The 21,225-nt window shown below is 69.2% G+C and carries 26 protein-coding genes; 18 read left to right on the top strand and 8 right to left on the bottom strand.

Features of this window, described 5'->3' with window-relative positions; all coding sequences use genetic code 11:
• Window positions 1-119 precede the first annotated feature (119 nt).
• From STRVI_RS35110 to STRVI_RS56540, 4 genes are all read left to right on the top strand, one after another.
• Window positions 120-1,301 (top strand): sensor histidine kinase, encoded by a 1,182-nt coding sequence (locus STRVI_RS35110; RefSeq protein ID WP_043237021.1) that lies wholly within the window; start codon window positions 120-122, stop codon window positions 1,299-1,301.
• Complete coding sequence (locus STRVI_RS35105; RefSeq protein WP_014060322.1) at window positions 1,302-1,979, top strand: response regulator; 678 nt, start codon at window positions 1,302-1,304, stop codon at window positions 1,977-1,979.
• 60 nt (window positions 1,980-2,039) lie between these two features.
• Window positions 2,040-2,423, top strand: a complete 384-nt coding sequence (locus STRVI_RS35100) for a VOC family protein (protein ID WP_014060321.1) — start codon at window positions 2,040-2,042, stop codon at window positions 2,421-2,423.
• A 183-nt stretch (window positions 2,424-2,606) separates the two neighbouring features.
• Window positions 2,607-3,035 carry an IS481 family transposase gene (locus tag STRVI_RS56540; protein WP_014060320.1) on the top strand — a complete coding sequence of 143 codons (429 nt, stop codon included), beginning with the start codon at window positions 2,607-2,609 and terminating at the stop codon, window positions 3,033-3,035.
• Window positions 3,036-3,051: 16 nt separating this feature from the next.
• Here STRVI_RS56540 and STRVI_RS35090 read toward each other — a convergent pair whose 3' ends face one another.
• Window positions 3,052-3,801, bottom strand: coding sequence for an SDR family oxidoreductase (locus tag STRVI_RS35090; protein WP_014060319.1), 750 nt, complete (start codon window positions 3,799-3,801; stop codon window positions 3,052-3,054).
• 204 nt (window positions 3,802-4,005) lie between these two features.
• Between STRVI_RS35090 and STRVI_RS35085 the strand changes: the two genes are divergently transcribed.
• The 3 genes from STRVI_RS35085 to STRVI_RS35075 all read left to right on the top strand — a co-directional run bounded on the left by STRVI_RS35085 (window position 4,006) and on the right by STRVI_RS35075 (window position 6,072).
• Complete coding sequence (locus tag STRVI_RS35085) at window positions 4,006-4,605, top strand: TetR/AcrR family transcriptional regulator (protein ID WP_014060318.1); 600 nt, start codon at window positions 4,006-4,008, stop codon at window positions 4,603-4,605.
• Between the two features lie 59 nt (window positions 4,606-4,664).
• Window positions 4,665-4,889, top strand: a complete 225-nt coding sequence (locus tag STRVI_RS35080; protein WP_014060317.1) for a cold-shock protein — start codon at window positions 4,665-4,667, stop codon at window positions 4,887-4,889.
• 211 nt (window positions 4,890-5,100) lie between these two features.
• A complete protein-coding gene (locus STRVI_RS35075) occupies window positions 5,101-6,072 on the top strand; it encodes an SDR family NAD(P)-dependent oxidoreductase (protein WP_014060316.1) in 972 nt (323 codons plus the stop codon).
• 198 nt (window positions 6,073-6,270) lie between these two features.
• Here the strand turns inward: STRVI_RS35075 and STRVI_RS35070 are convergent, their stop codons facing one another.
• A complete protein-coding gene (locus STRVI_RS35070; protein ID WP_014060315.1) occupies window positions 6,271-6,825 on the bottom strand; it encodes a TetR/AcrR family transcriptional regulator in 555 nt (184 codons plus the stop codon).
• A gap of 136 nt (window positions 6,826-6,961) precedes the next feature.
• Here STRVI_RS35070 and STRVI_RS35065 point away from each other — a divergent pair, with 136 nt between their 5' ends.
• Together STRVI_RS35065 and STRVI_RS35060 are read left to right on the top strand one after the other, a co-directional pair.
• On the top strand, window positions 6,962-7,969 hold the full coding sequence (locus STRVI_RS35065; RefSeq protein ID WP_043240845.1) for an NADP-dependent oxidoreductase: 1,008 nt from the start codon (window positions 6,962-6,964) through the stop codon (window positions 7,967-7,969).
• Complete coding sequence (locus STRVI_RS35060) at window positions 7,966-8,460, top strand: nuclear transport factor 2 family protein (RefSeq protein ID WP_014060313.1); 495 nt, start codon at window positions 7,966-7,968, stop codon at window positions 8,458-8,460. The genes STRVI_RS35065 and STRVI_RS35060 overlap by 4 nt, the downstream gene beginning before the upstream one ends.
• A 23-nt stretch (window positions 8,461-8,483) precedes the next feature.
• Here STRVI_RS35060 and STRVI_RS35055 read toward each other — a convergent pair whose 3' ends face one another.
• Window positions 8,484-9,404, bottom strand: a complete 921-nt coding sequence (locus STRVI_RS35055) for an alpha/beta hydrolase (RefSeq protein ID WP_014060312.1) — start codon at window positions 9,402-9,404, stop codon at window positions 8,484-8,486.
• A 102-nt stretch (window positions 9,405-9,506) separates the two neighbouring features.
• On the opposite strand from STRVI_RS35055, the gene STRVI_RS35050 reads away from it, so the two are divergent.
• Window positions 9,507-9,923, top strand: coding sequence for a MarR family winged helix-turn-helix transcriptional regulator (locus STRVI_RS35050; protein WP_014060311.1), 417 nt, complete (start codon window positions 9,507-9,509; stop codon window positions 9,921-9,923).
• Window positions 9,924-10,483: 560 nt separating this feature from the next.
• Window positions 10,484-11,017 carry a GNAT family N-acetyltransferase gene (locus STRVI_RS35045; RefSeq protein ID WP_014060310.1) on the top strand — a complete coding sequence of 178 codons (534 nt, stop codon included), beginning with the start codon at window positions 10,484-10,486 and terminating at the stop codon, window positions 11,015-11,017.
• Window positions 11,018-11,769: 752 nt separating this feature from the next.
• Here the strand turns inward: STRVI_RS35045 and STRVI_RS35040 are convergent.
• Both STRVI_RS35040 and STRVI_RS35035 read right to left on the bottom strand, forming a co-directional pair.
• Window positions 11,770-11,988: a hypothetical protein gene (locus STRVI_RS35040; RefSeq protein WP_014060309.1), complete on the bottom strand. Its 219-nt coding sequence runs from the start codon at window positions 11,986-11,988 to the stop codon at window positions 11,770-11,772.
• Window positions 11,985-12,584, bottom strand: a complete 600-nt coding sequence (locus STRVI_RS35035) for a hypothetical protein (RefSeq protein ID WP_014060308.1) — start codon at window positions 12,582-12,584, stop codon at window positions 11,985-11,987. The genes STRVI_RS35040 and STRVI_RS35035 overlap by 4 nt, the downstream gene beginning before the upstream one ends.
• A gap of 179 nt (window positions 12,585-12,763) precedes the next feature.
• Between STRVI_RS35035 and STRVI_RS35030 the strand changes: the two genes are divergently transcribed.
• From STRVI_RS35030 to STRVI_RS35015, 4 genes are all read left to right on the top strand, one after another.
• A complete protein-coding gene (locus tag STRVI_RS35030; protein WP_014060307.1) occupies window positions 12,764-13,975 on the top strand; it encodes a helix-turn-helix domain-containing protein in 1,212 nt (403 codons plus the stop codon).
• Window positions 13,976-14,013: 38 nt separating this feature from the next.
• Window positions 14,014-14,730, top strand: coding sequence for a RibD family protein (locus tag STRVI_RS35025; protein ID WP_014060306.1), 717 nt, complete (start codon window positions 14,014-14,016; stop codon window positions 14,728-14,730).
• Between the two features lie 75 nt (window positions 14,731-14,805).
• The gene (locus STRVI_RS35020) at window positions 14,806-15,384 is read left to right on the top strand and encodes an HD domain-containing protein (RefSeq protein WP_014060305.1); all 579 of its coding nucleotides are present in this window, start codon (window positions 14,806-14,808) and stop codon (window positions 15,382-15,384) included.
• Between the two features lie 78 nt (window positions 15,385-15,462).
• On the top strand, window positions 15,463-15,942 hold the full coding sequence (locus STRVI_RS35015) for a MarR family winged helix-turn-helix transcriptional regulator (RefSeq protein WP_014060304.1): 480 nt from the start codon (window positions 15,463-15,465) through the stop codon (window positions 15,940-15,942).
• Between the two features lie 176 nt (window positions 15,943-16,118).
• Here the strand turns inward: STRVI_RS35015 and STRVI_RS35010 are convergent, their stop codons facing one another.
• Window positions 16,119-16,769 (bottom strand): FMN-dependent NADH-azoreductase, encoded by a 651-nt coding sequence (locus STRVI_RS35010; RefSeq protein ID WP_014060303.1) that lies wholly within the window; start codon window positions 16,767-16,769, stop codon window positions 16,119-16,121.
• Between the two features lie 163 nt (window positions 16,770-16,932).
• On the opposite strand from STRVI_RS35010, the gene STRVI_RS35005 reads away from it, so the two are divergent.
• Entirely contained in the window at window positions 16,933-17,601 is a 669-nt protein-coding gene (locus STRVI_RS35005) for a nitroreductase (protein WP_014060302.1), read from the top strand.
• A gap of 135 nt (window positions 17,602-17,736) precedes the next feature.
• Here the strand turns inward: STRVI_RS35005 and STRVI_RS35000 are convergent, their stop codons facing one another.
• Window positions 17,737-18,213 (bottom strand): RrF2 family transcriptional regulator, encoded by a 477-nt coding sequence (locus tag STRVI_RS35000; RefSeq protein WP_014060301.1) that lies wholly within the window; start codon window positions 18,211-18,213, stop codon window positions 17,737-17,739.
• A 150-nt stretch (window positions 18,214-18,363) separates the two neighbouring features.
• Here STRVI_RS35000 and STRVI_RS34995 point away from each other — a divergent pair, with 150 nt between their 5' ends.
• Window positions 18,364-19,092 (top strand): SDR family oxidoreductase, encoded by a 729-nt coding sequence (locus STRVI_RS34995; RefSeq protein ID WP_043240843.1) that lies wholly within the window; start codon window positions 18,364-18,366, stop codon window positions 19,090-19,092.
• 168 nt (window positions 19,093-19,260) lie between these two features.
• On the opposite strand, the gene STRVI_RS34990 is transcribed toward STRVI_RS34995, so the two are convergent.
• A complete protein-coding gene (locus STRVI_RS34990) occupies window positions 19,261-20,064 on the bottom strand; it encodes an SDR family NAD(P)-dependent oxidoreductase (RefSeq protein WP_014060299.1) in 804 nt (267 codons plus the stop codon).
• Between the two features lie 143 nt (window positions 20,065-20,207).
• Between STRVI_RS34990 and STRVI_RS34985 the strand changes: the two genes are divergently transcribed.
• Window positions 20,208-21,116: a LysR family transcriptional regulator gene (locus tag STRVI_RS34985; protein ID WP_014060298.1), complete on the top strand. Its 909-nt coding sequence runs from the start codon at window positions 20,208-20,210 to the stop codon at window positions 21,114-21,116.
• Window positions 21,117-21,225: the final 109 nt, after the last annotated feature.

Genomic DNA, 21,225 nt, shown 5'->3' with positions numbered 1-21,225 from the left:
ATCGGCCCAGCGGCTCGAACCGTCTGCGACCACAGGCGAGGTGGTGATTCGACTCTGGTCGAGGTCGCCCCCACCTCTGGTCTGATTCACCGGCCGCACGGTCTCGCGATAATGACCAGGTGAATACGGACGTCGCGCCACGGCTCGGGTGGTGGCAGCAGACCTGGCGGCTGGCGGCGGCAGCGGCAGCGGGCATACCGATCTGGCTCTCCATGGGTGTGCTGCTGCGGGGGCAGACGGGCGAAACGGGCTCGTGGTTCCTCATCGGTGATCCGCTGGTGGCTCTCGGCTGCCTGACGGCGCTGGTGTGGCGGCGGCGGTTCCCGCTCGCCGTCGCCATGGCGGTCGCGATCGCCTCGACCGCGTCGGCACTCGCCTCCGGCGCCGCGTTCCTGGCGCTGGTTTCGATCTCCACTCGTCGCCGTCCGGTGGAGAGCGGGGTCGTCGGGCTGGCCTTCGTGACCGCGTCACAGTTCTCCGGCGGGCTCTACCCGGTCCAGCGCACATCCGACTCGTGGTGGCTCCAACTCACCTTCCCGGCGCTGATCGCGGGCATCGCGGTGGCCGTGGGCATGGCCGTCGGCGCGCGCCGTGTCGAAGTGTGGTCCTTGCGGGACCGGGCGGAGAGCGCGGAACGGGAACAGACCGCGCGGGCGGCGCAGGCGCGGGCCCTGGAACGCAACCGGATCGCCCGCGAGATGCATGACGTGCTCGCGCACCGGATCTCCCTGGTCGCCATGCAGGCCGGAGTGCTGGGCCACCGCGGCGACCTCACCGCCGAGGAGAACCGTGTGCTGGTCCGCGGCATCGCCGACGGCTCCCACCAAGCGCTGGAAGAACTACGGGACGTCCTCGGTGTGCTCCGGGCCGACCCGGGCCGCCCGGAACCGCCACAACCCTCCCTCGACCGAATCCCCGACCTGGTGGCCGACGCCCGCACCTCGGGACTGGACGTCACGCTCACCACCACCGTGGCGGGCGTTCCGTCCGACGTCGTCGGACGCACCTGCTACCGGATCGTCCAAGAAGGACTGACCAACGCCGCCAAACACGCCCCCGGCGCCTCCGTACGCATCGCCCTCGAAGGAAGAGCGGGCGGCACGCTCAACGTCAGCGTGCACAACTCCGCGGCCACCAGGGCCACCGCACAGCCGCCGGCATCGGGATTCGGCCTGCTCGGTCTGACCGAACGCATCGACCTGGCCGGCGGAAAACTCAACCACCACCGCACAGCCGGCAACGGATATCTCCTCACCGCACAACTACCCTGGCCACACCCCACCCACGAAAAGAGAACATGAGTGGACAGCGAGCGGGAACCGGTGCGTGTCGTCGTCGTTGACGACGAACAACTGGTGCGCATGGCGCTGCGCCTCGTCATCGACGGCGAACCGGACCTGACCGTCGTCGCGGAGGCGGCCGACGGGGACGCGGCGATCGCCGTGGTGGAGGAGCAGCGGCCGGACGTCGTGCTGATGGACGTGCGGATGCCCGGCCGCGACGGTCTCAGCACGACCCGGGAACTCCTCACCCGGCGGCCGGCGCCACGGGTGCTCATGCTGACCACCTTCGACTCCGACGATCTCGTGCTCGGCGCCCTGCGCGCCGGAGCACTCGGGTTCGTCCTCAAGGACACCCAACCGCCGCAGATCCTCGACGCGGTGCGGACCGTCGCGGACGGCAACCCCGTGCTGTCTCCGGCGGCCACGGCACGGGTGATCGCCGCGGCAACCGGGCCGCAGTCCGCCCACGCTCGCCGCTCATCCCGCGAAGCCGCGCGGAAACAGCTGTCGGCCCTGACCGAACGCGAACGCGAAACCGCTCGGGCCATCGCGGACGGACTGGGCAACCCGGAGATCGCCCAGCGGCTGCACATCAGTGTCGCGACCGTCAAGGCCCACACGAGCAGCCTGTTCGCCAAGCTGGCGGTCGAGAACCGGGTACAGATCGCACTCCTGGTCCGCGACGCGGAGGAATGACCGTGCAACGAGTACGCAACTCGGTGGCGTCCGGCGTGGAGATCAGGAAAGCTCGCGCACATGGTCTCGGTGGTGCAGAACGTGGCGATCGACTGTGCGGATGCCTATGAGCTGGCTCGGTTCTGGAGCAAGGTGACAGGCCGACCGCTGCATCCGGAGGACAGACCGGGTGAACGGGAGACTCAGGTGCTGCTGGCGGAGGGCCCGGTGCTGCACTTCAACCAGGTGCCCGAGGCTAAGACGATCAAGAACCGGATCCATCTGTGTTTGCGCCCCGAGACCTCGCGCGATCAGGAGGTGGACCGGCTGCTGGGCCTCGGTGCCACCTTTGTCGCCGACCACCGGAATCCGGATGGTTCGGGCTGGGCAATCCTCGCTGATCCCGAAGGCAACGAATTCTGCGTCCTGCGCAGCGAGTCCGACCGAGCGGCCATGCATTCCTGACGCCCATGCGCCGCCCTGGTCGGTTCCGTATGACGGCTTGTCACAACCACGGCACGGCCTAGTTGTGCTGTCCGGGGACGTTGGTGACGGGCGACTCGCCGTGAGGGGTGCTTGAACGGGGCGAGGGCCTTCTGGTTTCGGTGGAGATTGCGACACCTACCGCCGACGCCCAGGAGGCCCTCGTTGATCCACCGTAACGCCCCGATGGCTCCGACCGGCAGGCTGCGTCCGGCCCGGTGCGTCGTCGAGGACGGCTGGCCGCTGCGGCGGGCCGCTGAACGGTTCCAGGTCAGCCACACCACCGTCGAGCGGGTGCTGACGGACAACGCCTGGGCCTACAGCAAGAACACCTGGCGGCAGACCTGCCGTGATCTGGGCATCAGCCCTCGCTGGACCCGCCCCTGGCGCCCGCAGACAAACGGCAAAGTCGAACGCTTCCACCGCGCCCTGCTGGACGAATGGGCCTACCAGCAGCCCTACACCTCAGAAAGCGAACGCCAGGCAGCGTTTCCCGACTGGCTGGACTGGTACAACTACCACCGACCCCACACCGGAATCAGCGGCCACACCCCAGCCAGCCGCGTCGCCAACCTCTCCGGACAGCACACCTAGTGCCCAGTGCCCAGGCCTAGTAGGCAAGCTCCCCGATGCCGCCATCGACGCGCAGCACGGTGCCGGCGGTGTAGGCGGACTCGTCCGAGGCGAGATAGACGGCTGCCTTCGCCATCTCGGTGGCGGTCCCTAGGCGATGGAGGGGCACGGTCCGCCGAAGTTCCTCGTAGATGGCGGCTTGGCGCTCGGAACCAAGCGGCTTGAACGCATTGGTGACAGTCGGCCCCGGGCTCAGTCCGTTGACACGGACACCCCGATCTTTCAACTCATAGGTCAGCCCGCGAGTATAGGACAGCAGGCCCGCCTTGGCCGCACCGTAGACCGTCGCATTCTCGTGTCCGATGAAAGCGGAAACCGAACCGACGAGAATGATCGAGGATTGCTGCGAGAAGAGCGGCAACAGATCTCTGATCAGGAAAAACGGCGATTTGAGATTGGTTGCGAGGAGCCTGTCGAATGCCTCCTCGGTCCATTCCTCGATCGGGAGATGGGTGATGTCGGCGGCGTTGCTCATCAGGATGTCGAGCTTTGGCCATTCCGCCTGCAGCCGCGATGCGAGCGCCGCCTGGCCGGGTACGCCGCCGGCGTCGCTGACGATGGGCAGCAGCGGACCCTCCAATTGCCGGGCGGCCTCGTCCAATCTTTCCTGCGAGCGGCCGGTGATCGCGACAGACGCTCCCTCGGCGAGGAACTCACGGGCCGTCTCAAGGCCAATGCCGCTCGTTCCCCCTGTGATCAGTGCGTGCTTTCCCTCAAGACGACCCATGAACTGATTCTCCTTACTTGGCGCCGAGGCGCGAGATTGACAACGCTGACGGACTGTCCCGTCAGCACGAGGCAGGCACCATTCGGCCGCCAGCCGACCTCGATGGAGAAATCCGTCGACTTCTGTGCGGCCGTTCCAAAAGTCATGTGATGGCGAAGCTATGACTTCTTGAACGCCCTGTCAAGAAGTTGTAGTCTCGGCCAGGTGGCACGAACCGGACGCCCCCGCGAGTTCGACAAGGACCAGACGCTGGCGCGCGCACTTGAGCTGTTCTGGTCCCGGGGATACGGGGCGACATCGATCCAGGACCTGGTCGACGCGCTGGCCGTCGAGCGCGGCAGCCTCTACGGAACGTTCGGCGACAAGCGCCGCTTCTACCTCGATGCCGTCAGGCTCTACTGGGATGTGTACGAGCGGCACCTGATCACCGCGCTCGACACCGCCCCACTCCTGCCGGCGCTGCGCGAGATCCTGACCCACCCAGCACGCCTGGACGAACTGATCTCCGACGTGGGCGTACCGCACGGCTGTCTGGTCGGCAACACCACCGCCGAACTCGTACCCCACGACAGCGAAGCCACGGAAATCGTCACCCGCTCATATCGCCGGTTCACCGACATCGTCACCGACGCACTCCGCCGCGCGCAGGCCACCGGAGAAGTCACTGACAGCACCCACCCCGAGGCCCAGGCCCAGCTACTGCTGTACATCGTCCAAGGGCTCTCGCTCGTATCGAGGGCAGGTCTCGACAGGACGGCGGCCCTGGCCGCCATCGACACCGCGGTCGACGCATTGCGGGCGTGACCGAAACCATCGACGGCCGGGGCCGCCCCGGGCCCGGGCGGAAGCCGTAGGGTTCCCCCATGGTGACTGCGACGGTCCGTGAGTGGAGCGATGAGGAAGGCTGGGGCGTGCTCGACTCGCCCGAGACGCCGGGCGGCTGCTTCGGCCACTTCTCCGATATCCAGGTGACCGGCTTCCGCACGCTGTCGCCCGGACAGCAGGTGGACCTCGAGTGGGAAGCCCCCGGCTTCAAACAGGACGGGTACGACTACCGCGCGGTGAGTATGGTGCCTCTATCCGCCTGACCTCCACAGCACCGTCGTGGTCACTTCGGGCTGACGGCGAGCATTGACGGGCCACGGCCAGAGGAGCTTCAGTGGGGCCCGCCGGAAGGGCACGTCGTGCGGGCACGATTCGTCCGTCCGGTCGGGGCCGCTTCCTCGTTCGCGGCCTGTCCGGGCCACCGCCGCGGGCCGCGCTTGACTTCGAGCGCACTCGAATCCGTAGCGTGCGGCCATGAGCGACAGCACCACACCCCAGCACAAGATCGGTTCGGGTTTCGGCGCCCGGAGCACCGCCGACGACGTCCTCGCGGGCATCGACCTCACCGGTCGGCTCGCCCTGGTGACGGGCGGCTACTCGGGCATCGGCGTCGAGACCACGCGCGCACTGACGAAGGCCGGCGCCCGTGTCGTGGTCCCGGCCCGCCGGGTCGGCGCGGCGCAGGAGGGCCTGGCCGGGATCGACGGTGTCGAGGTGGACGAACTCGACCTCGGCGACCTGGACAGCGTGCGCGGCTTCGCCGAGCGGTTCCTCGCCTCGGGCCGGACCCTGGACATCGTCATCGACAGCGCGGGAATCATGGCCTGCCCCGAGACCCGGGTCGGGCCGGGCTGGGAGGCCCAGTTCGCCACCAACCACCTCGGCCACTTCGCCCTCGTCAACCGACTGTGGCCGGCGATCGAGCCGGGCGGCGCCCGCGTCGTCTCGGTCTCCTCCACCGGCCACCATGCCTCCCCCGTCCGCTGGGACGACGTCCACTGGCGCCACGGCTACGACAAGTGGGAGGCGTACGGCCAGGCCAAGACAGCCAACGCGCTGTTCGCCGTGCACCTCGACCGCCTCGGCCGGGAGCGGGGCGTGCGGGCCTTCTCGCTGCACCCCGGTGGCATCCTCACTCCGCTTCAGCGGCATCTGCCGAAGGAGGAGATGGTGGAGCGGGGCTGGATCGACGCGGACGGCAACCTGCTCCACCCCGAGGCGTTCAAGACACCGGAGCAGGGTGCGGCCACGCAGGTGTGGGCGGCGACCTCCCCCCAGCTCAACGGCATGGGCGGCGTCTACCTGGACGACTGCGATATCGCCGAGCCCGCCCCGGCGGACGGCTCCCGGGTCGGCGTCAAGGAGTGGGCCATGGACCCGGAGCAGGCCGCCCGCCTGTGGGCACTGTCCGCCGAGCTGACCGGCGTGGACGCGTTCGCCGCCTGAGAGGTGTGTGGTCGGCGGGGGCGCGGGCGCGGGTGCCGGTGAGGACACCGCGCCGTCGTACGCGCCGCCCGTACCGGCCGCGGCGCATGCTTCGGCGCCGCACTTCCCCGGGCGCGGGTCCGGGTGCGGCTGCGGGTCCGGGTGCGGGTGCGGGTGCGGCTGCGGGTCCCGGTGCGGGTACGGGCGCCGCCTCCGGCGTCACACCGCTCGATCCGTAAGGATCGCGCTCACCACCACCCCGAAGAGGTGCTCGGCGCGCGCCTCGAGCCCGGGCTGGTCGCCGAGCCAGGCGAGCGACGAGGCCAGGGCGAAGAGGTCGGCGCCGTCGATGTCGGTCCGCGCCACGCCCGCGGCCTGGGCGCGGTTGAGGAGCCGGGTGCCGGCCCCGCGCATCGTGACGCAGGAGGTGTGGAGCGCGGATTCGGGGTCCTCGATCGCTTTCACCATCGCCGTCACCACGCCGCGGTAGTTCTTCGTGCACGCGACGAAGTCGCGCAGCCACAACATCACCGCGTCCTGGGGCGAGCTCGTGGTCTCGACCTCGGCCGCCCGCGCCGTCAGCTCGTCGAAGCTCGTGCGGAGCAGGGCCTCGAGCAGCGCCTCCCGGGTCGGGAAGTGGCGCAACAGCGTCGCCAGCCCCACCCCGGCCCGGCGGGCGATATCGCGCATCGACGCGTCGACGCCCTGCTCGGTGATGACGGCGCCGGCGACGGCCAGCAGACGGTCATGGTTGGCCTGGGCATCCGCCCTCATCTGCCCTCCCTTGAATATCCGGATCACTGACCCGTATAATCGGATCACTGGTCCGGAAAAACGGATCTGTGGTTCACTTAGTTTACCCCTCGGGGAGACGCAGGAGAGAGCTGTGCCCACACAGACCGCACAGACCATGAAGGCGATCCGGCTGCACGAGTTCGGCGGCCCCCAGGTGCTGCGTCACGAGGAGGTGCCCGTTCCCGGACCGGGGCCGGGCGAGGTGCTCGTCCGCGTCCACGCGGTCGGCGTCAACCCGCCTGACTGGTACGCCCGCGAGGGAATGCCCGACGTACCGGCCGAGCTGAAGCCCCCGATGAATCTCCCCCTGATTCCGGGGACCGACGTCTCGGGCGTCGTGGAAGCCGTCGCCGCCGATGTCGCCGACGGCGAGGGCTTCGCGGCCGGAGACGAGGTGTTCGGCCTGCTGCGCTTCCCCACCGCGCTCCAGGCCGGCGCCTACGCCGAGTACGTCACCGCACCGGCATCCGACTTCGCCCCCAAGCCGGCCGGCGTCGACCACGCGCACGCCGCCGCCCTGGCCATGTCGGGGCTGACGGCGTGGCAGTTCCTGATCGAGCTCGGGCACGACCACCCCTCGCCGTTCCAGGCGGCCCAGCACCGCCCGATGGCACTCGACAGCGAGAAGACGGTGCTCGTCAACGGCGCCGCCGGTGGCGTGGGGCACCTCGCTCTCCAGCTCGCCAAGTGGAAGGGAGCCCGCGTCATCGCCGTGGCCTCCGGCGCCCACGAGACGGTCCTGCGCGAGCTCGGCGCCGACGAGTTCATCGACTACACCAAGAAGCGGCCCGAGGACGTCGTCCGTGACGTCGATCTCGTGCTGGACACCGTCGGGGGCCCCGACAGCAGGCGCTTCCTGCGCACCCTCAAGCGCGGCGGGTCCCTCTACCCGGTGTACTTCGGCGAGTTCGACGACGAGGAGAACGCGAAGCTGGGTGTCACGGTCACGGCCGCCCAGGTCCGCTCGAACGGCGCGCAGCTCGCCGAGATCGGGCGCCTGCTCGCGGACGGCACGATCCGCGTGGCGATCGACAGCACCTTCCCGCTCGAGGACGCCCGTGCGGCGCACGAGCGAGCTGCCCAGGGACATCTCCAGGGCAAGATCGTCCTGACGGCCGCATGAGCGCGAAGGCCGCGCCCGGCTGGGGAAGCGCCCACCTCGCCGCGATCCGCCCGGGAAAGGTGGCCCTCGACCCGGCCGAGCAGCTCGCCGTCCACCAGACGCTGGCCCGCTACGCCTTCGCCCTGGACCAGCAGGACCTGGCGGCGCTGGGGGCCGTCCTGACCGAGGACGCCACCTGGGCGTTCAAGATCGCTGGCGAGACCGGCCTCGGGCCCGTCGCCGGACGCGAGGCAATCCTCGCGTTCGTACGAGAGGCGATGGACGCGGAGACCGACCAGCGACGGCACAATCTGGTCAACGTCGTCTTCCACAGCGCGGACGCCGATACGGCGCTGGTGCACGCCTACCTCATGCTCACGTGGAACGCGGGCGGGAGTGGGAACGGGAGCGGGGGCGTGGTCGCGACCGGCTTCTACACCTTCAGGCTCGACCACGCCGGGGGCGAGTGGCGGATCGCCGAGCTGTTCCTCGGCACGGACAACGCCTGGTAGCAACGACGACCCCAAGCCAACGGCTACAGATACTCGCTGTAGAAGGCTGTCAGGCGTGCAATTGCCTGGTCGACGTATCGGGGCTCGTCGTACATCTCGTAGTGTCCGGCGCCTTCGACGATGAGCAGATCGATGGGGTTGGGGGCCAGCTTCCACAGTTTCATGCCCGCCTCGTACTGGCCGGTGTTCCCCCGGCGCCCTGCGACGATCACCTGGAGCGGTTGGGTGAGCAGCCGGTCGACGAGGTGGAAGGCGTCGTAGCCGAGGAGCAGCGAGTCGCTGCGGCGAAGGCGACGGTTGGTCGAGTGCTCGCTGCCGCCTCGTGGTGTTCGGTAGTACGTGATCGCCTGAGTGGTGTCGATGTCGGTGAATCCGGCCGCCGCCGCGTCCTCGAGGGTGTCCGGCAGCCAGTTGACCCGCTGAAGGTCTTGCCCGATGACCTCCCGCGTCCGCGCCGCGGCAAGATCGTCGAGTGTTGCGGCGGGGCCGCTGGGGGAGAAGCCGGGCCCGCGCCAGGACTCGCCCATGTTGCCGGCGACGACGGTGGCGATCGCCTTGATGCGGTGATCCGTGCGAGCCGTGTGCACGGCGTAGCCGCCGCCGGCGCAGATGCCGAGCGCGCCGATCCGCTGGGGATCGATGCCTGGAATGGTGCTCAGTTCGTCGATCGCGTAGGAGATGTCTTCGCCGCGACGATAAGGATCTTCGAGGTCACGAGGCTGTCCACCGCTCTGCCCTTGATGGGCCGGGTCGAACGTGAGCGCGGCGAAGCCGTTCTTGGCGAGTCGGGACGCGTAGTTCGCACCTATCTGCTCCTTGACGCTGCTCCCTGGCGTGGCGAGCACGACCGCGGCCCGAGGTTCCGCGGCGTCGAAGCCCTCGGGGAGGTGGAGATCGGCGGCGAGATCGATGGCGCCGCGAGGGATGGAGATGTGCTGTGGCACGAGGGGTCAGCGCCTTCCGCGTAGAATCCTTCGAAGCTGTTCGGTTTCCAGCTAGTTCCAAACCGAACTAGCGCAAGGCCGTACCATACCTCAAGGAATGCCATGCCGACGGATGACGCTGCTGAGCTGTGGAAGTTGAACCAACGACTTCTGACCAGGGTCATGAACGCCGCCGCCCCGCAGCTCGAAGAGCTGGGGCTCGAGACGAAGGAGTTCTTCGTCCTCGACGAGGTGGACGCATGCAAGTACCCGGCCGAGCTCACCCGGAAGCTGATGCTTCCGAAGGCGAGCGTCACGACGTACTTGCGGAACCTCGTTGACCGCGGGCTGGTGCGCAGAGAGATCGACGAGAGCGACTTGCGCCGCCATCGCCTCACGACCACTTCCGAGGGGCGGCGCGTGCGCGCCAAGGCCCTCGAGGCTCTTGCCTCGGAGTTCTCCACGATGATGGCGCGGCTCGACGAACGAGACCAGTCCGAACTGCGTCGGATGCTGCTGAGTCTCCTCGAGACCGAATAGGGGCTGCGTCCCTGGCGTTCGACGCCTCGATAGAGCTGTCGTCAGTGCCGAGGTAAAGGGTCGTTATCGAGCAGAACAACTCATGCCCCTGGCCGACCCATACCGATGCCGAGCAGACCGCCGTCCGGCAGGCTGTCCTCGAGAGATCTACGGGCATATGCGCACCCAGACGGTGAGCCCGGACACACTCTTCCGCGAGGAGCTGACCCAACTCGTACGCGCATTGAGCATCACCTCCTCATCGACGACCTGTCGCTCGCCGAGCCCCCAGCCCGTTGCGCACCGGACGGAGTGGGGTGAGGAGTGTCCCTGGTCGTTTTCAGGGCTCTGACCGCGATTCCGTGAACGATCTTGGTGCTGCGGCAGGCCGCCACCGATCCGTTTCACCTCTCGACCGCGCTGCCGAAGTGGCACGTCATCTGCCCGGCCGTCGGCCCGATGTTTCACCCGTCACAGTGTGCGGTGCAGGCGGCTCGGCTTGATGCCTTGCGTCCCGGAGCGGCAGCACGGGCGAGCGCCGGATTACCGATGCGGCCGTCGCCTTCGGCAGGATGGGCGCCATGACCGAGATTCGCACACCCCGCCTCCTCCTCCGTCGCTGGCATGAGGACGACCTCGCGCCGATGGCGGACATCAACGCGGACCCGCGGGTCATGCGCTGGATTGACGACGGCTCGGTGCGCGACCTGGACCATACGGCAGAGGCCATCGAGCGGTGGGAGGAGGAATGGGACGAGGAGGGCTTCGGACTCTTCGCCGTCGAGCTGCTGGCCTCGGGTGAACTGGCAGGCTTCACGGGTCTGTCCGTGCCCGAGTTCCTGCCGGAGGTACTGCCCGCCGTGGCCATCAGCTGGCGGCTCGGCTCACAGTTCTGGGACCAGGGATACGCATCCGAAGCCGCCCACGCCACGCTGGAGTTCGCGCTCCAGGACCGCGGCCTCGACCGCATCATCAGCATCAACCGAATGGGTGACGACGCCTCCGAGAACGTCATCCGAAAGCTCGGCATGGTGCCCGAGCGAGAGACGGCGCACCCGGTGTATGCCTATCCGCTGCGCGTTCGCGCCATCGATCTCACCGAGTTCCAGGCGTGAACCGGCCGCGTCATCGATCATCACGAGACAGCCGACCGCTGTCCATACGTCCCCGAGTGATCGCCACGGAGCGGACACCCAGGTGAAGGGTGTTACCTTTCCGTCTCTGACCTGCGCTTTCACGGAATTGCGGCCAGAGCCGTTTTCAGGAATCGCCATCACGGGGCGACTCCCGTGCCGCCGCACCGATTGCACGGCACGGCGTAGAGCGCCCCTTCAGCGCCAACGAACACGGTGGCCGCGAGCCGTCGAGGGCGCTGAGCCGCGCCCCATCGCCGTCGACGGCCGGCCCAGCATCGGCAGGCGTCATCCGGGAGTTCGTCAGGCGCCTGGAACTGGCCCGCGAATCGCACGATCTCGACCGCCCGAGGGTTTACCCATTGCGACACGGTGGTCACCTCCTGCAGTCGAGAGTACGGGCGATGTGTACGGGAGTCAGCGCTTTCCGACGGGTTGCCAAGCGGCCGGAACGGGACTTCGGGGCGGGCCCCGGCCCGGGGTCCCAGTCCGGGCCGGAGTCCCTTCATCCCCTGTCTTGTCGGCGGCCGCGCCTCGGCTGGGCCGACCGGCAGGGGGTCTTGAAGGTGGGCCGCTGGTCGCGCGCTCCGGCGGGGGTCCGGAGCCCAGCGGCCCACCCGGTCTATCGGGCCGGATCGCCCGCGATGCAGAGGTAGGCGGCGATCGCCAGTAGCGCGGGGATCGCGCTGAGCAGCAGGCCCGGCCGGGCGGTACGGAAGGCGCACAGCGCGGCCCTACGTATCGGCGGCCTCCTTGCACAGCGGTCGGCACACCCACAGCTCGACCACCTCGGTGGTGCCGCCGCAGGTCCACTCGACCATGCCGAGCCGCTGGTCGGCGAAGAGCCGCCGCTCGCACAGGGCGCAGTGCCAGCCCTGGAGTTGGGGCCCGGTCAGGGTGTCCGGGTTCGGCAGCTCTACGCCCGGGAGCGCAGAGGGCGTGACCGCTGTCATGGCCGCCCCTCGTGGTCGGCCGCCACCGTGCTGGTGAGGCTCCTTGGGCGCGGGCGCTTCGGGTAGAGCGGCGCGTGGGTGGGACAGGCGTACGTGGCCTTGCCGGCGGCGCTGCCGCTGCCGCCGTTCTCCACGTCGACCGGGATCGGTTCGCTGGTGGGCAGTTGGCAGCGGTCGCAGAGCTGTCGGCCGTCCGGTACGTGTCCGTACTCGGCGCGGTCGGCCTCGGTCAGCGCCTTCCACAGCTTCCCGGCCTCGGTCAGGTAGCGGTCGGCGATGAGCGGGACGCGCCAGTGGGTGCGGGGGCCCTTGGTCCAGGTGACGGGCGGCACGCCGAGGTAGGTGCTCTCATCCGCCAGCTTGGTGAGGACTCGGACTTGCCGCAGATGCCAGCTCGTGGCCGAGCCCACCTGGACGAGCCAGTAGAGGGTGCCGTACTTGTCCTGGATGACGGCGCCGGTCTCGTTGCCGATCATGTCCAGGGCGCGTTCGCCTACAGCGGGCGCGGCCCGCACGGCGTCCCACCATGTGCCTGCGGGTAACGCCTCGATGTCCATGGAGGACGGTGGTGTCCACAGAGGATCTGCGGCTTTCATAAGGATGCCTCCGGCAGTGCGTCTCGCCTCATGCATCCAGACAAACGCGCACGCCACACCGCTGTCCCCGCCGCATGCATCACACGCTGCGCCTATGCAGGACCTGCATGCGTATGCGACCGGACCGCTACTGTGGGTATCTCCTTATCGAGCCACGCCACCGCAGACCGGGACCGTGTATGGGGCAGTTAGGGCAGCACTCCAGCGCAGGCGAAGCCATCTCGGCTGCCCGTCGGGCACGCGGGTGGACCCAGCAGCAGCTGGCCGATATATGCGGGTACAGCCAAAGCACCATCAGCCGTCTGGAACGCGGCCGCCAGTCGGCGCGCGATGTCGATGTGCTCGCGCTCGTCGCCGACCGGCTCGGCATGGACCCCTCCGACGTCGGGCTGGCCGGGGACGCGCCACGCCATGCCGACGTGAATCGTCGTGACTTCCTGGGCACCACCGCAGCGGCGGTCGGCCTCGGCATCCTTCCCACCCCGGCCGGCGCCGCGGACCGCCGCCCGGTCAATCCAGCAGTTGTCGCCCACCTCCAGCGGCTGCGCGCCACCCTGGTCCAATCGGACGGGCTTTACGGACCGCACGCCGCGATCAGCGCCGTCCACGACCACCTCACGGTCATCGAGCAGCAGTTGCTTCCCGGAGCACATGGCCCTCTCCGCCGGGCGATCCTCCAAACCGGTGCGGAGTGGGCCGAGTTCGCCGGCTGGTTGTACGAGGACCTCGGCCGCCCCGAGCAGGCCCTGTGGTGGTCCGACCGTGCGATGGAATGGGCGCAGGAAGCCGATGATCCCGTGCGGCAAGCCTTCATTCTGATGCGCAAGGCACAGCAGTCCGTCGGGCTCAGGCAGCAACAGCGGGCAGTTGGCCTGGCGTCGGCGGCCCTGCGCGTTCGCGGCGACGTGCCCGCACGTATCTTCGCCTCCGCCCACCTCCAGGCAGCACATGGACATGCCCTCATCGGAGGCGAACTGCCGGCCCTCCGCGCGCTCGACGCTGCCCAAGCCCTCGTCGAGGGCGACGAGGCGGTAAACGATCAGCTCGGCGGCTACTGCAACCGCGCGTACGTCCACGCTCAGCGGGCAACGTGCTACCTCCGGCTGGGCAAGCCGACGGACGCGGTGACCACCTACCGGCAAGCCCTCGACCGCTGGCCGGCCATATACCAGCGCGAGCGGGGCCTCCATCTGGCCCGGCTCGCCAGCGCGCACGCCGCCGACCGTGCCCCCGACGCAGCCTGTGCCACCGCCATGGAAGCACTGGAGATCAGCCGTGAGACCGAGTCGCGTCGCACCACGGCAGAACTCCGGCGGGTTGTCACCGGCTTGGCTCCGTGGCGACGCACAGCGATGGTGCAAGACCTGGCGGAGGCAGTCGCCGCCGCGTGACTAGGCTGCGCGGAACCAAGATCTGTCTGGAGGAGCCCATGCACGTCAGCGAGCTGGTAGGCACGGACGAGTGGCACACAGTCGATGGGCGGCCATTCGTCGTCTACAAGTACGCGGCCACGCTGGACGGCCGGATCGCCGCGGCGGACAGCACCAGCCAGTGGATCACCAGCGCGGAGTCCCGTGCGGAAGTCCACGCGCTACGCGCAGCTTGCCAGGCGACCGTCGTCGGTTCCGGCACCCAGCAGGCCGACAATCCCCACCTTGCCGTGCGTTCGGTCAAGGACGACCCCAAGCTGAAGGTGGCCGTGCCGGTTGATCAGCAGCCGTGGCGCGTGATCGTCGACACCAACGCCCGGACCCCGGCCGATGCCCGGGTCCTCGACGATGCCGCGCCCACCATGATCGCCGTTGCCGACGACGCTGACGCATCCCACCTGGAGGGTGTGGCCACCGTCGTACGGTTGCCCCGCGCGAAGGTCGGCTTGGACGTGGAGGCACTTCTCCGTGCACTGCACCGGCGCGGCGTGCGCGGGATGTTCCTCGAGGGCGGCCCCACGCTCGCCGCGTCGTTCGTCTCGGCCGGCCTGGTCGACCGCATCGTTGCCTACATCGCGCCCGCGCTCCTCGGCCGCGGGAAGAGCGGACTCGAAGGCGGCACCATCGAGACGATTGACGACATCCTCCGGTGTGAGCTGGTGGACGTGGCGCGGTCCGGCCCAGATGTCCGGCTGATCGCCCGCCCGCAGCGCTGAGCAGCATCTACCGAGACAGACGACAGCCCTCTCGCCGAGCCGAGGGCCGGACGAGGGGGCTGAGAGGAGTTGACGGTGGCTGACGACCTGCATGCGGTGGCACGTTTTCTGTTCGAAGCCGGTGCGCTGAAGCAGAACCGCAGGACGGGCTGGTGGATGGCCGGTGTGCGTGACCCGGAATCCGTCGCCGAGCATTCCTGGCGCACGTCGTTGATCGCCTCGGTCATCGCCCAGCTCGAAGGCGCCGATCCGGCGCGAGCGGCTCTTATGGCCGTCTGGCACGACTCTCAGGAGACGCGTACCGGCGACATGAACCATCTGGGCAAGAAGTACGCGCCCGGCCCCGACCCGCAGGCGGTGACCGCGGACCAGACCGCCGATATGCCCGAGGTGCTCGCCTCCGCTGTACGGGCATGGGTCGGTGAGTACGAAGCGAAGGAGTCGCCCGAGGCGGTATGTGCTCGGGACGCGGACAAGCTTGAGTGCCTGCTGCAGGGACTCGAATATCTGTCCCAGGGGTACGAAAACGCTCAGCGATGGGTCGACAACAGCCGTGGCCGGTTGGTGACGGAGAGCGGCAGGCGTCTCGCTGACGAACTCCTGAGTCAGGGGTCTCTCGACTGGCTCCGGGTGGCGCTGGGGGAGAAGTCGTAGCGGGCGCGGAAGCCTCGTCGCCGGATTTGGTTTCAAGTGAAACCGTATCGAACGGATGAATGGCTGTAATGTGGCCTCATGACCGCCGATGTTCCGCCCCAGCCCACCGCCTCGCGTGCGACCGGTCGCGTCGGGGATGCCTCGCCGTTCGCTCTCGGGTTGCTGCTGCGCCGGGCGCACTGGCGGGCGGCTGCGGTGATGGCGGAGGCGCTTCGGCCGCTCGGCATCGAGTTGCGGCATTTTGCCGTGTTGATCGTGCTGGTCGACTACGGGCCCACGGTGCAGCGGGATCTGGCGGCGGCGACGGGGTCGGACAAGGCGGGGATCATGCGGGTCGTGGACGACCTGGAGCGTAAGGGGCTGGTCGTACGGAAGGCCGTTCCGGGGGATCGGCGGGTGCGGGCGGTGGAGATCACGCCTCAGGGTATGGAGCTTTTCGACGCGGCTCATGTGGCGGCGGAGCCGCTGGCTGAGCGGCTGGTTGCCGAGCTGGGGGCCGGTGAGCCCGAGCGGCTGATGGATCTGCTGAACCGGTTCGCCTATCCGGCGGAGGGTTAGGCGTAGGCGCGTCCGCGTGACGGTTGCCCGCTGTGTGGGTGTGTTTCGCCGAGGCCCGCATCGCAGAGTGTCTTGAGGCTGTCCTCGGCGCCTCTCTGTCCTTGCGCGGCGGACGAGGGCGCCGCGTGACCGGCCCGGGGGCTCGGCGTCGCGCGGCGTCCAGCGTCCGGCACGGGCTACGCGGCGAGGCGCTTCGCGAGGTCCATGGCCTTGGTGGTCGCGTCCTCGAAGGCGCGCTCGCGGGATGCCTCGTAGAGGGGGATCAGGTCGGACATGGCCGGGTTGCGGGGGGCCATGGTGAGCTCCGGGACGATGAAGTCGAGGTCCAGGCCCAGGGTGCGCTTGAGGACGGCCTCCAGGTAGTTCTGCACGAAGTCGAAGCCCTCGCGCGGGGTGCCCGGTGCGTAGGAGCCGCCGCGGCTGGCGACGACGACGGTCGGCGTGCCCTCGGCGGAGGGGGACTCGCCCGCGGTGCGGCCGAGCAGGAGCACGTTGTCGAGCCATGCCTTGAGGGTCGAGGGGATCGAGAAGTTGTGCATGGGGGCGGCGATCAGGACGGCGTCCGCCTGCTCCAGTTCCTCCATGAGCTTCTCGCGCACGGCGAACGCCGTGGACTGCTCCGTGGTGCGCTCGGACGGGGCGGTGTAACCGGCGGACCAGGCGGCGGCGGTCATGTACGGGACGGGGTTGGCGGCGAGGTCGCGGTAGATCACCGTGCCCTCCGGGTGCTGCTCCTCCCATGTCGTGCGGAAGGCGGCCGTGACCGAACGGGACGAGGAAGCCTTGCCCGGAAGCACGGACGTGTCGATGTGCAGCAGCGTGACCATGAACTTTCTCCAAGAGTGACGCCCGAGGCGGGGAGCCCGGGGGCAGGGGCTGAGCATTGACGCTCGAGATAGTTAAACACGAGATAGTATTGAATGATACTGTAGTGAGTGTAACGGAGAGAGTCCCGTAGCGGCGGGTTGAGCAGAGGGGAGATGGACGATCTTGGACGTCTATGAGGCGGTCGCGAGTCGACGGGCAGTGCGTGGGTTCACCGACCAGCCCGTCCCGAGAGAGGTGCTGGAGCGTGTGCTGTCCGCAGCGGCGTGGGCACCGTCCGGATCGAACATTCAGCCGTGGAACATCTACGTGGTGACTGGCGGCCCGCTCGCCGAGCTCAAAAAGCGGGCCGGCGAGCGCCTGGACGCGGGCGAACCCTGGGACGAGGCGGAGTATGTGCAGTACCCGCCCCATTTGAAGTCCCCGTACAGCGATCGCCGATCCGCCTTCGGCGCGCAGCGCTACGGGGCACTCGGTGTTGCGCGCGAGGACACGGAGGCGCGCCAGCGGGCCGCCTCCGCGAACTGGCAGTGTTTCGGCGCGCCCGCCGCCCTGTTCTGCTACATCGACCGCGACCTGGGCCCGGCCCAGTGGTCCGACGTCGGCATGTATCTGCAGACCGTCATGCTGCTGCTTCGCGCCGAGGGGCTGCACAGTTGCCCGCAGATGGCATGGGCGAAGTTCCGCAAGAGCGTCGCGGAGATCGTTTCGCCCCCGGACGAGCTCATGCTCTTCTGCGGCATGTCGATCGGGTACGAAGACGTCACGCAGAGTCTTGAGCGTACGGGGCGGGCGCCGCTCGACGAGACGGTCAGCTTCATCGACGGTTACTGAGGGTCCGCGGGGTCCCCGGGGTCCGCAGGGTCCTCAGGGGTTCCCGGGGCCCGCAGGGTCCGCAGGGTTCCCGGCGACCCCGGGGTCCTCAGGGTTCCCGGGGTCCTCGGGGTTCGAGGGGCCTCGGTGCGGCCCTCACCCCTGCGGCGTCGTCAGCCACGCGCTGACGCGCGTCATCGCCGAGGGGCCCGAGGTCTCTGCGACGTCCTGCGCCAGATCGGCGATCGAGACGGCGCGCAGCGCTGCTCGCCAGGCCGCGTCCGCCCCGGACATCGCGCGGGCGATCGGACACGGTGTCGTGCACGACTCGGCCGGGGTGGCCAGTGGGCCCCGCTGGCGGATCTCCGTGCAGGTGAACGCCGCGGCGGGGCCGTCGACCGCTTCGACCACGTCGAGCAGCGTGATCGAGGCGGGTTCCCGGGTGAGTATGTAGCCGCCCGCCTTGCCCTGGACCGAGCGCACGAGCCCGGCCCGGGAGAGCGCCTGTAGCTGTTTGGCCAGGTAGCTGGCCGAGACGTCGTGGAACTCCGCCAGCTTGGTCGCGGGGACGGGCTCCTCGACGGACGTGAGCACGACGCAGCAGTGCAGGGCCCACTCGACTCCGCCGGACATCTTCACGGGACCACTGTAATCAGCCTGTCTACTCGGACAACTTGTGTCCGCGTATTTTCTCGGACAAGATGTGTCCGAGTTTGATGGATGCCCGCTCACGCGGGTATCCATATGCCGTATTTCGGACGCAATCCCGACGAAGGGCATGTCATGAAGTTCGCAGTCATCGGCGGTACCGGGCTGATCGGATCGCAGGTCGTCAAGAATCTGAACGCCGCCGGGCACGAGGCCGTACCGCACTCGCAGTCCACCGGAGTCGACGTCATCACCGGCCAGGGGCTGGACGAGGCGGTGGCGGGAGCCGATGTCCTCGTCAACCTGACCAACTCCCCGACCTTCGACGACGCCTCCCCGGCCTTCTTCCGGACCTCGATGGACAATCTGCTGGCCGCGGCCCAGCGGGGCGGCGTCGGCCACTTCGTCATCCTCTCGATCGTCGGCGTGGACCAGGTGCCGGAGCTGGACTACTACCGGGCCAAGGCGCTCCAGGAGGAGATCCTCGCGGCCGGGCCGGTCCCGTACTCGATCGTCCGGGCGACGCAGTTCATGGAGTTCATCGACGACGTCATGACCTGGACCGCCGACGATGACACCGTCCGGCTGCCCGCCACGCCGATCCAGCCGATCGCCGCCAAGGACGTGGCCGCCGCGGTGGCGGAGGTCGCCGCGGGCGCCCCGGTGCGTGGCATTCACAACATCGCGGGCCCCGAGGTCTTCCCCCTGGACGAGCTGGGCCGGATCACCCTGTCCCACAAGGGCGACGACCGCACCGTCGTCACCGACCCCACCGCCGGCATGTTCGCCGCCGTCAAGGGCGACGTTCTCACCGACAAGAGCGCCCACCTCGCCCCCACCCGCTACACCGACTGGCTCTCCTGACGACGACCCGCCCGCGCCCGCTCAGGCGCGCGGACCGCGGAGCGTAAATCACAGAGAGAGTGACGAGCCCTGGCCCGCCGTGGCGGGAGCGGACACGACGCCGGCCCGTCCGGCGTCACCGCCCCGCCGGGCGGGGCTCGCAGGTCGAACGCCGACGGGGGGCGCCGCTCAACCGAACGCCGCCAGGGAGACCGGCTGCCACTCCCGCCACGTCTTCAGACGCTCCTCGTAGAGATCGGCGACGTCGGTGAAGGACTTGCCGAGGAAGATCCTCAGCGGGGGCCGCTCCGCGTCGACGATCCGGAGAATCGCGTCGCGGGTCGCGCGCGGGTCGCCGACCTCGAAATCCACCGCGGTGGCCTCGTGGACTTCGGCGTAGTCCGGGTGCCGCTCACTGTGCCGTGCCCCGCGCGCCAGCCAGTCGGTGGCATAGGGGCCGGGCTCGACGTTGGTGATATGGATGCCGAAGGCCGCCACTTCTTGTGCCAGGGACTCCGACAATCCCTCAAGGGCCCATTTGGAGGCGTGGTACGCGCCGATGCCGGGGAAAGCCCGTACGCCGCCCTCGCTGGTCACCTGCAGGATCCGTCCCGATCGCTGCGCCCGCATGAGGGGCAGAACGGCCTGTGTGACCCACACCGCACCCAGGAAGTTCGTCTCCATCTGAGCCCGGAGCTCGTCCTCGGTCAGCTCCTCGACCATGCCGAAATGCCCATAGCCGGCGTTGTTCACCGCGATGTCCAGCGAACCGAAATGCGCATGGGTGCGCTGCGCTGCCGCATGCACCGCGGCCCGGTCGGTGACGTCGAGGCGCAACGGCAGCACCGCATCCCCGTACCGCTCGACCAGGGGGTTCAGGTGGCTGATATCCCGGGCCGTCGCCGCGACATGATCGCCGCGTTCGAGCGCGGCGTCCGCCCACTCGCGGCCGAACCCTCTCGAGCTGCCCGTGATGAACCACGTCTTCGCCATGATGATTGGTGCTCCCTTTGGGATGGCTTGCCTGCTGTCGCTCCTCCAGCGTGCGGCTGGTCAAGGCATTCCACCAGCGAGGGTCTGGCATAGGAGACATGCCCTTTCGGAATGTGTCAGTCGGAATGTGTGAGGATGACGGCATGGCCGACCTGTCCCTCACCGGTCTCCGTGTCGTCCAGGCCGTGGTCGACACCGGATCGTTCACCGCCGCGGCCGACGCACTCGGATACACCCAGTCGGCGGTGTCCCGTCAGGTGGCGGCGATGGAAGCCGCCGCGGGCGCACCGCTGTTCGTCCGGGGCGCCCGCGGGGTGACCCCCTCACCTGCGGGTATGGTGCTCGCCCGCCGAGCCGCGACGATCCTCAGCGAGATCGACGCCGTCGGCGCGGACCTCGCCGGGCTGACGGACCACGTCACCGGACGAGTCTCCATCGCGGCCTTCCCCTCGGCCGCCGCCGTGCTCGTCCCCAGGACACTGGCCCGGCTGCGCGACGACCACCCGGCGCTGATCGTCGAGTTCGGCGAGGCGTCCTCGCCCACGCAGCTTCGCCAACTCCGCGCCCATCGCATCGACGTCGCGGTGATCGGCGTGGGACCGGACCTGCCCGCCTACGCATTCGAGGGGCTGCGCCGCGATCTGCTCCTCGACGGCGGTCTCCTGCTCGCCGTCCCCGCGAACCACCGGTTCGCCGGTCGCGGAACCATCCCGGTGACCGAGCTGAGGGACGAGCCCTGGATCGTCGGCAAGGGCCTCCGCGACGACCCCCAGTTCGGCGCCTGGCCCACCCTCGACCACCCGCGGATCGCCTATGCCGCCCGTGAATGGCCCACTCGGCTCGGCCTTGTCGCCACCGGTCTCGGCATCGCCGTACTCCCCGAAGTGGCCGCGGCCGCGATCCCCGCCGGCGTCCGCACCGTCCGAGTCGACGACCCCGCCTGGCTCGGCCGGGCGATGGTCGCCGTCACATTCCGCGACCGCTCTCCCGAGGTGACGGCCACCGTGGAGGCGCTGCGCCACGAGGCCGCACAGCTCCGTGCGGCACGCTGACGCCGGGGTGCGACCACGCGGGCACATGCCAGCGCCCCCGGGGTTGGCGCGGGGGCGCGAGCGGGCTCGACCGCAGCGAGAGGCCACACCTGGGGAGAGGGGGCTCGCG

Source organism: Streptomyces violaceusniger Tu 4113 (genome assembly GCF_000147815.2).
In the GTDB taxonomy this organism is placed as follows: domain Bacteria; phylum Actinomycetota; class Actinomycetes; order Streptomycetales; family Streptomycetaceae; genus Streptomyces; species Streptomyces violaceusniger_A.
Note: the sequence above shows the minus strand (reverse complement) of the source record. Positions and strands in the feature narration are given on the sequence as shown.

Coding starts and splice junctions, on each gene's coding strand:
- STRVI_RS35025 (WP_014060306.1), top strand. CDS start 14,014: ATGCACGTCAGCGAGCTGGTAGGCACGGACGAGTGGCACACAGTCGAT.
- STRVI_RS35030 (WP_014060307.1), top strand. CDS start 12,764: ATGGGGCAGTTAGGGCAGCACTCCAGCGCAGGCGAAGCCATCTCGGCT.
- STRVI_RS35080 (WP_014060317.1), top strand. CDS start 4,665: ATGGTGACTGCGACGGTCCGTGAGTGGAGCGATGAGGAAGGCTGGGGC.
- STRVI_RS35035 (WP_014060308.1), bottom strand. CDS start 12,584: ATGAAAGCCGCAGATCCTCTGTGGACACCACCGTCCTCCATGGACATC.
- STRVI_RS35065 (WP_043240845.1), top strand. CDS start 6,962: ATGAAGGCGATCCGGCTGCACGAGTTCGGCGGCCCCCAGGTGCTGCGT.
- STRVI_RS35050 (WP_014060311.1), top strand. CDS start 9,507: ATGCCGACGGATGACGCTGCTGAGCTGTGGAAGTTGAACCAACGACTT.
- STRVI_RS34990 (WP_014060299.1), bottom strand. CDS start 20,064: ATGGCGAAGACGTGGTTCATCACGGGCAGCTCGAGAGGGTTCGGCCGC.
- STRVI_RS35000 (WP_014060301.1), bottom strand. CDS start 18,213: ATGTCCGGCGGAGTCGAGTGGGCCCTGCACTGCTGCGTCGTGCTCACG.
- STRVI_RS35010 (WP_014060303.1), bottom strand. CDS start 16,769: ATGGTCACGCTGCTGCACATCGACACGTCCGTGCTTCCGGGCAAGGCT.
- STRVI_RS34985 (WP_014060298.1), top strand. CDS start 20,208: ATGGCCGACCTGTCCCTCACCGGTCTCCGTGTCGTCCAGGCCGTGGTC.
- STRVI_RS35070 (WP_014060315.1), bottom strand. CDS start 6,825: ATGAGGGCGGATGCCCAGGCCAACCATGACCGTCTGCTGGCCGTCGCC.
- STRVI_RS34995 (WP_043240843.1), top strand. CDS start 18,364: ATGAAGTTCGCAGTCATCGGCGGTACCGGGCTGATCGGATCGCAGGTC.
- STRVI_RS35015 (WP_014060304.1), top strand. CDS start 15,463: ATGACCGCCGATGTTCCGCCCCAGCCCACCGCCTCGCGTGCGACCGGT.
- STRVI_RS35100 (WP_014060321.1), top strand. CDS start 2,040: ATGGTCTCGGTGGTGCAGAACGTGGCGATCGACTGTGCGGATGCCTAT.
- STRVI_RS35040 (WP_014060309.1), bottom strand. CDS start 11,988: ATGACAGCGGTCACGCCCTCTGCGCTCCCGGGCGTAGAGCTGCCGAAC.
- STRVI_RS35045 (WP_014060310.1), top strand. CDS start 10,484: ATGACCGAGATTCGCACACCCCGCCTCCTCCTCCGTCGCTGGCATGAG.
- STRVI_RS35060 (WP_014060313.1), top strand. CDS start 7,966: ATGAGCGCGAAGGCCGCGCCCGGCTGGGGAAGCGCCCACCTCGCCGCG.
- STRVI_RS35090 (WP_014060319.1), bottom strand. CDS start 3,801: ATGGGTCGTCTTGAGGGAAAGCACGCACTGATCACAGGGGGAACGAGC.
- STRVI_RS35075 (WP_014060316.1), top strand. CDS start 5,101: ATGAGCGACAGCACCACACCCCAGCACAAGATCGGTTCGGGTTTCGGC.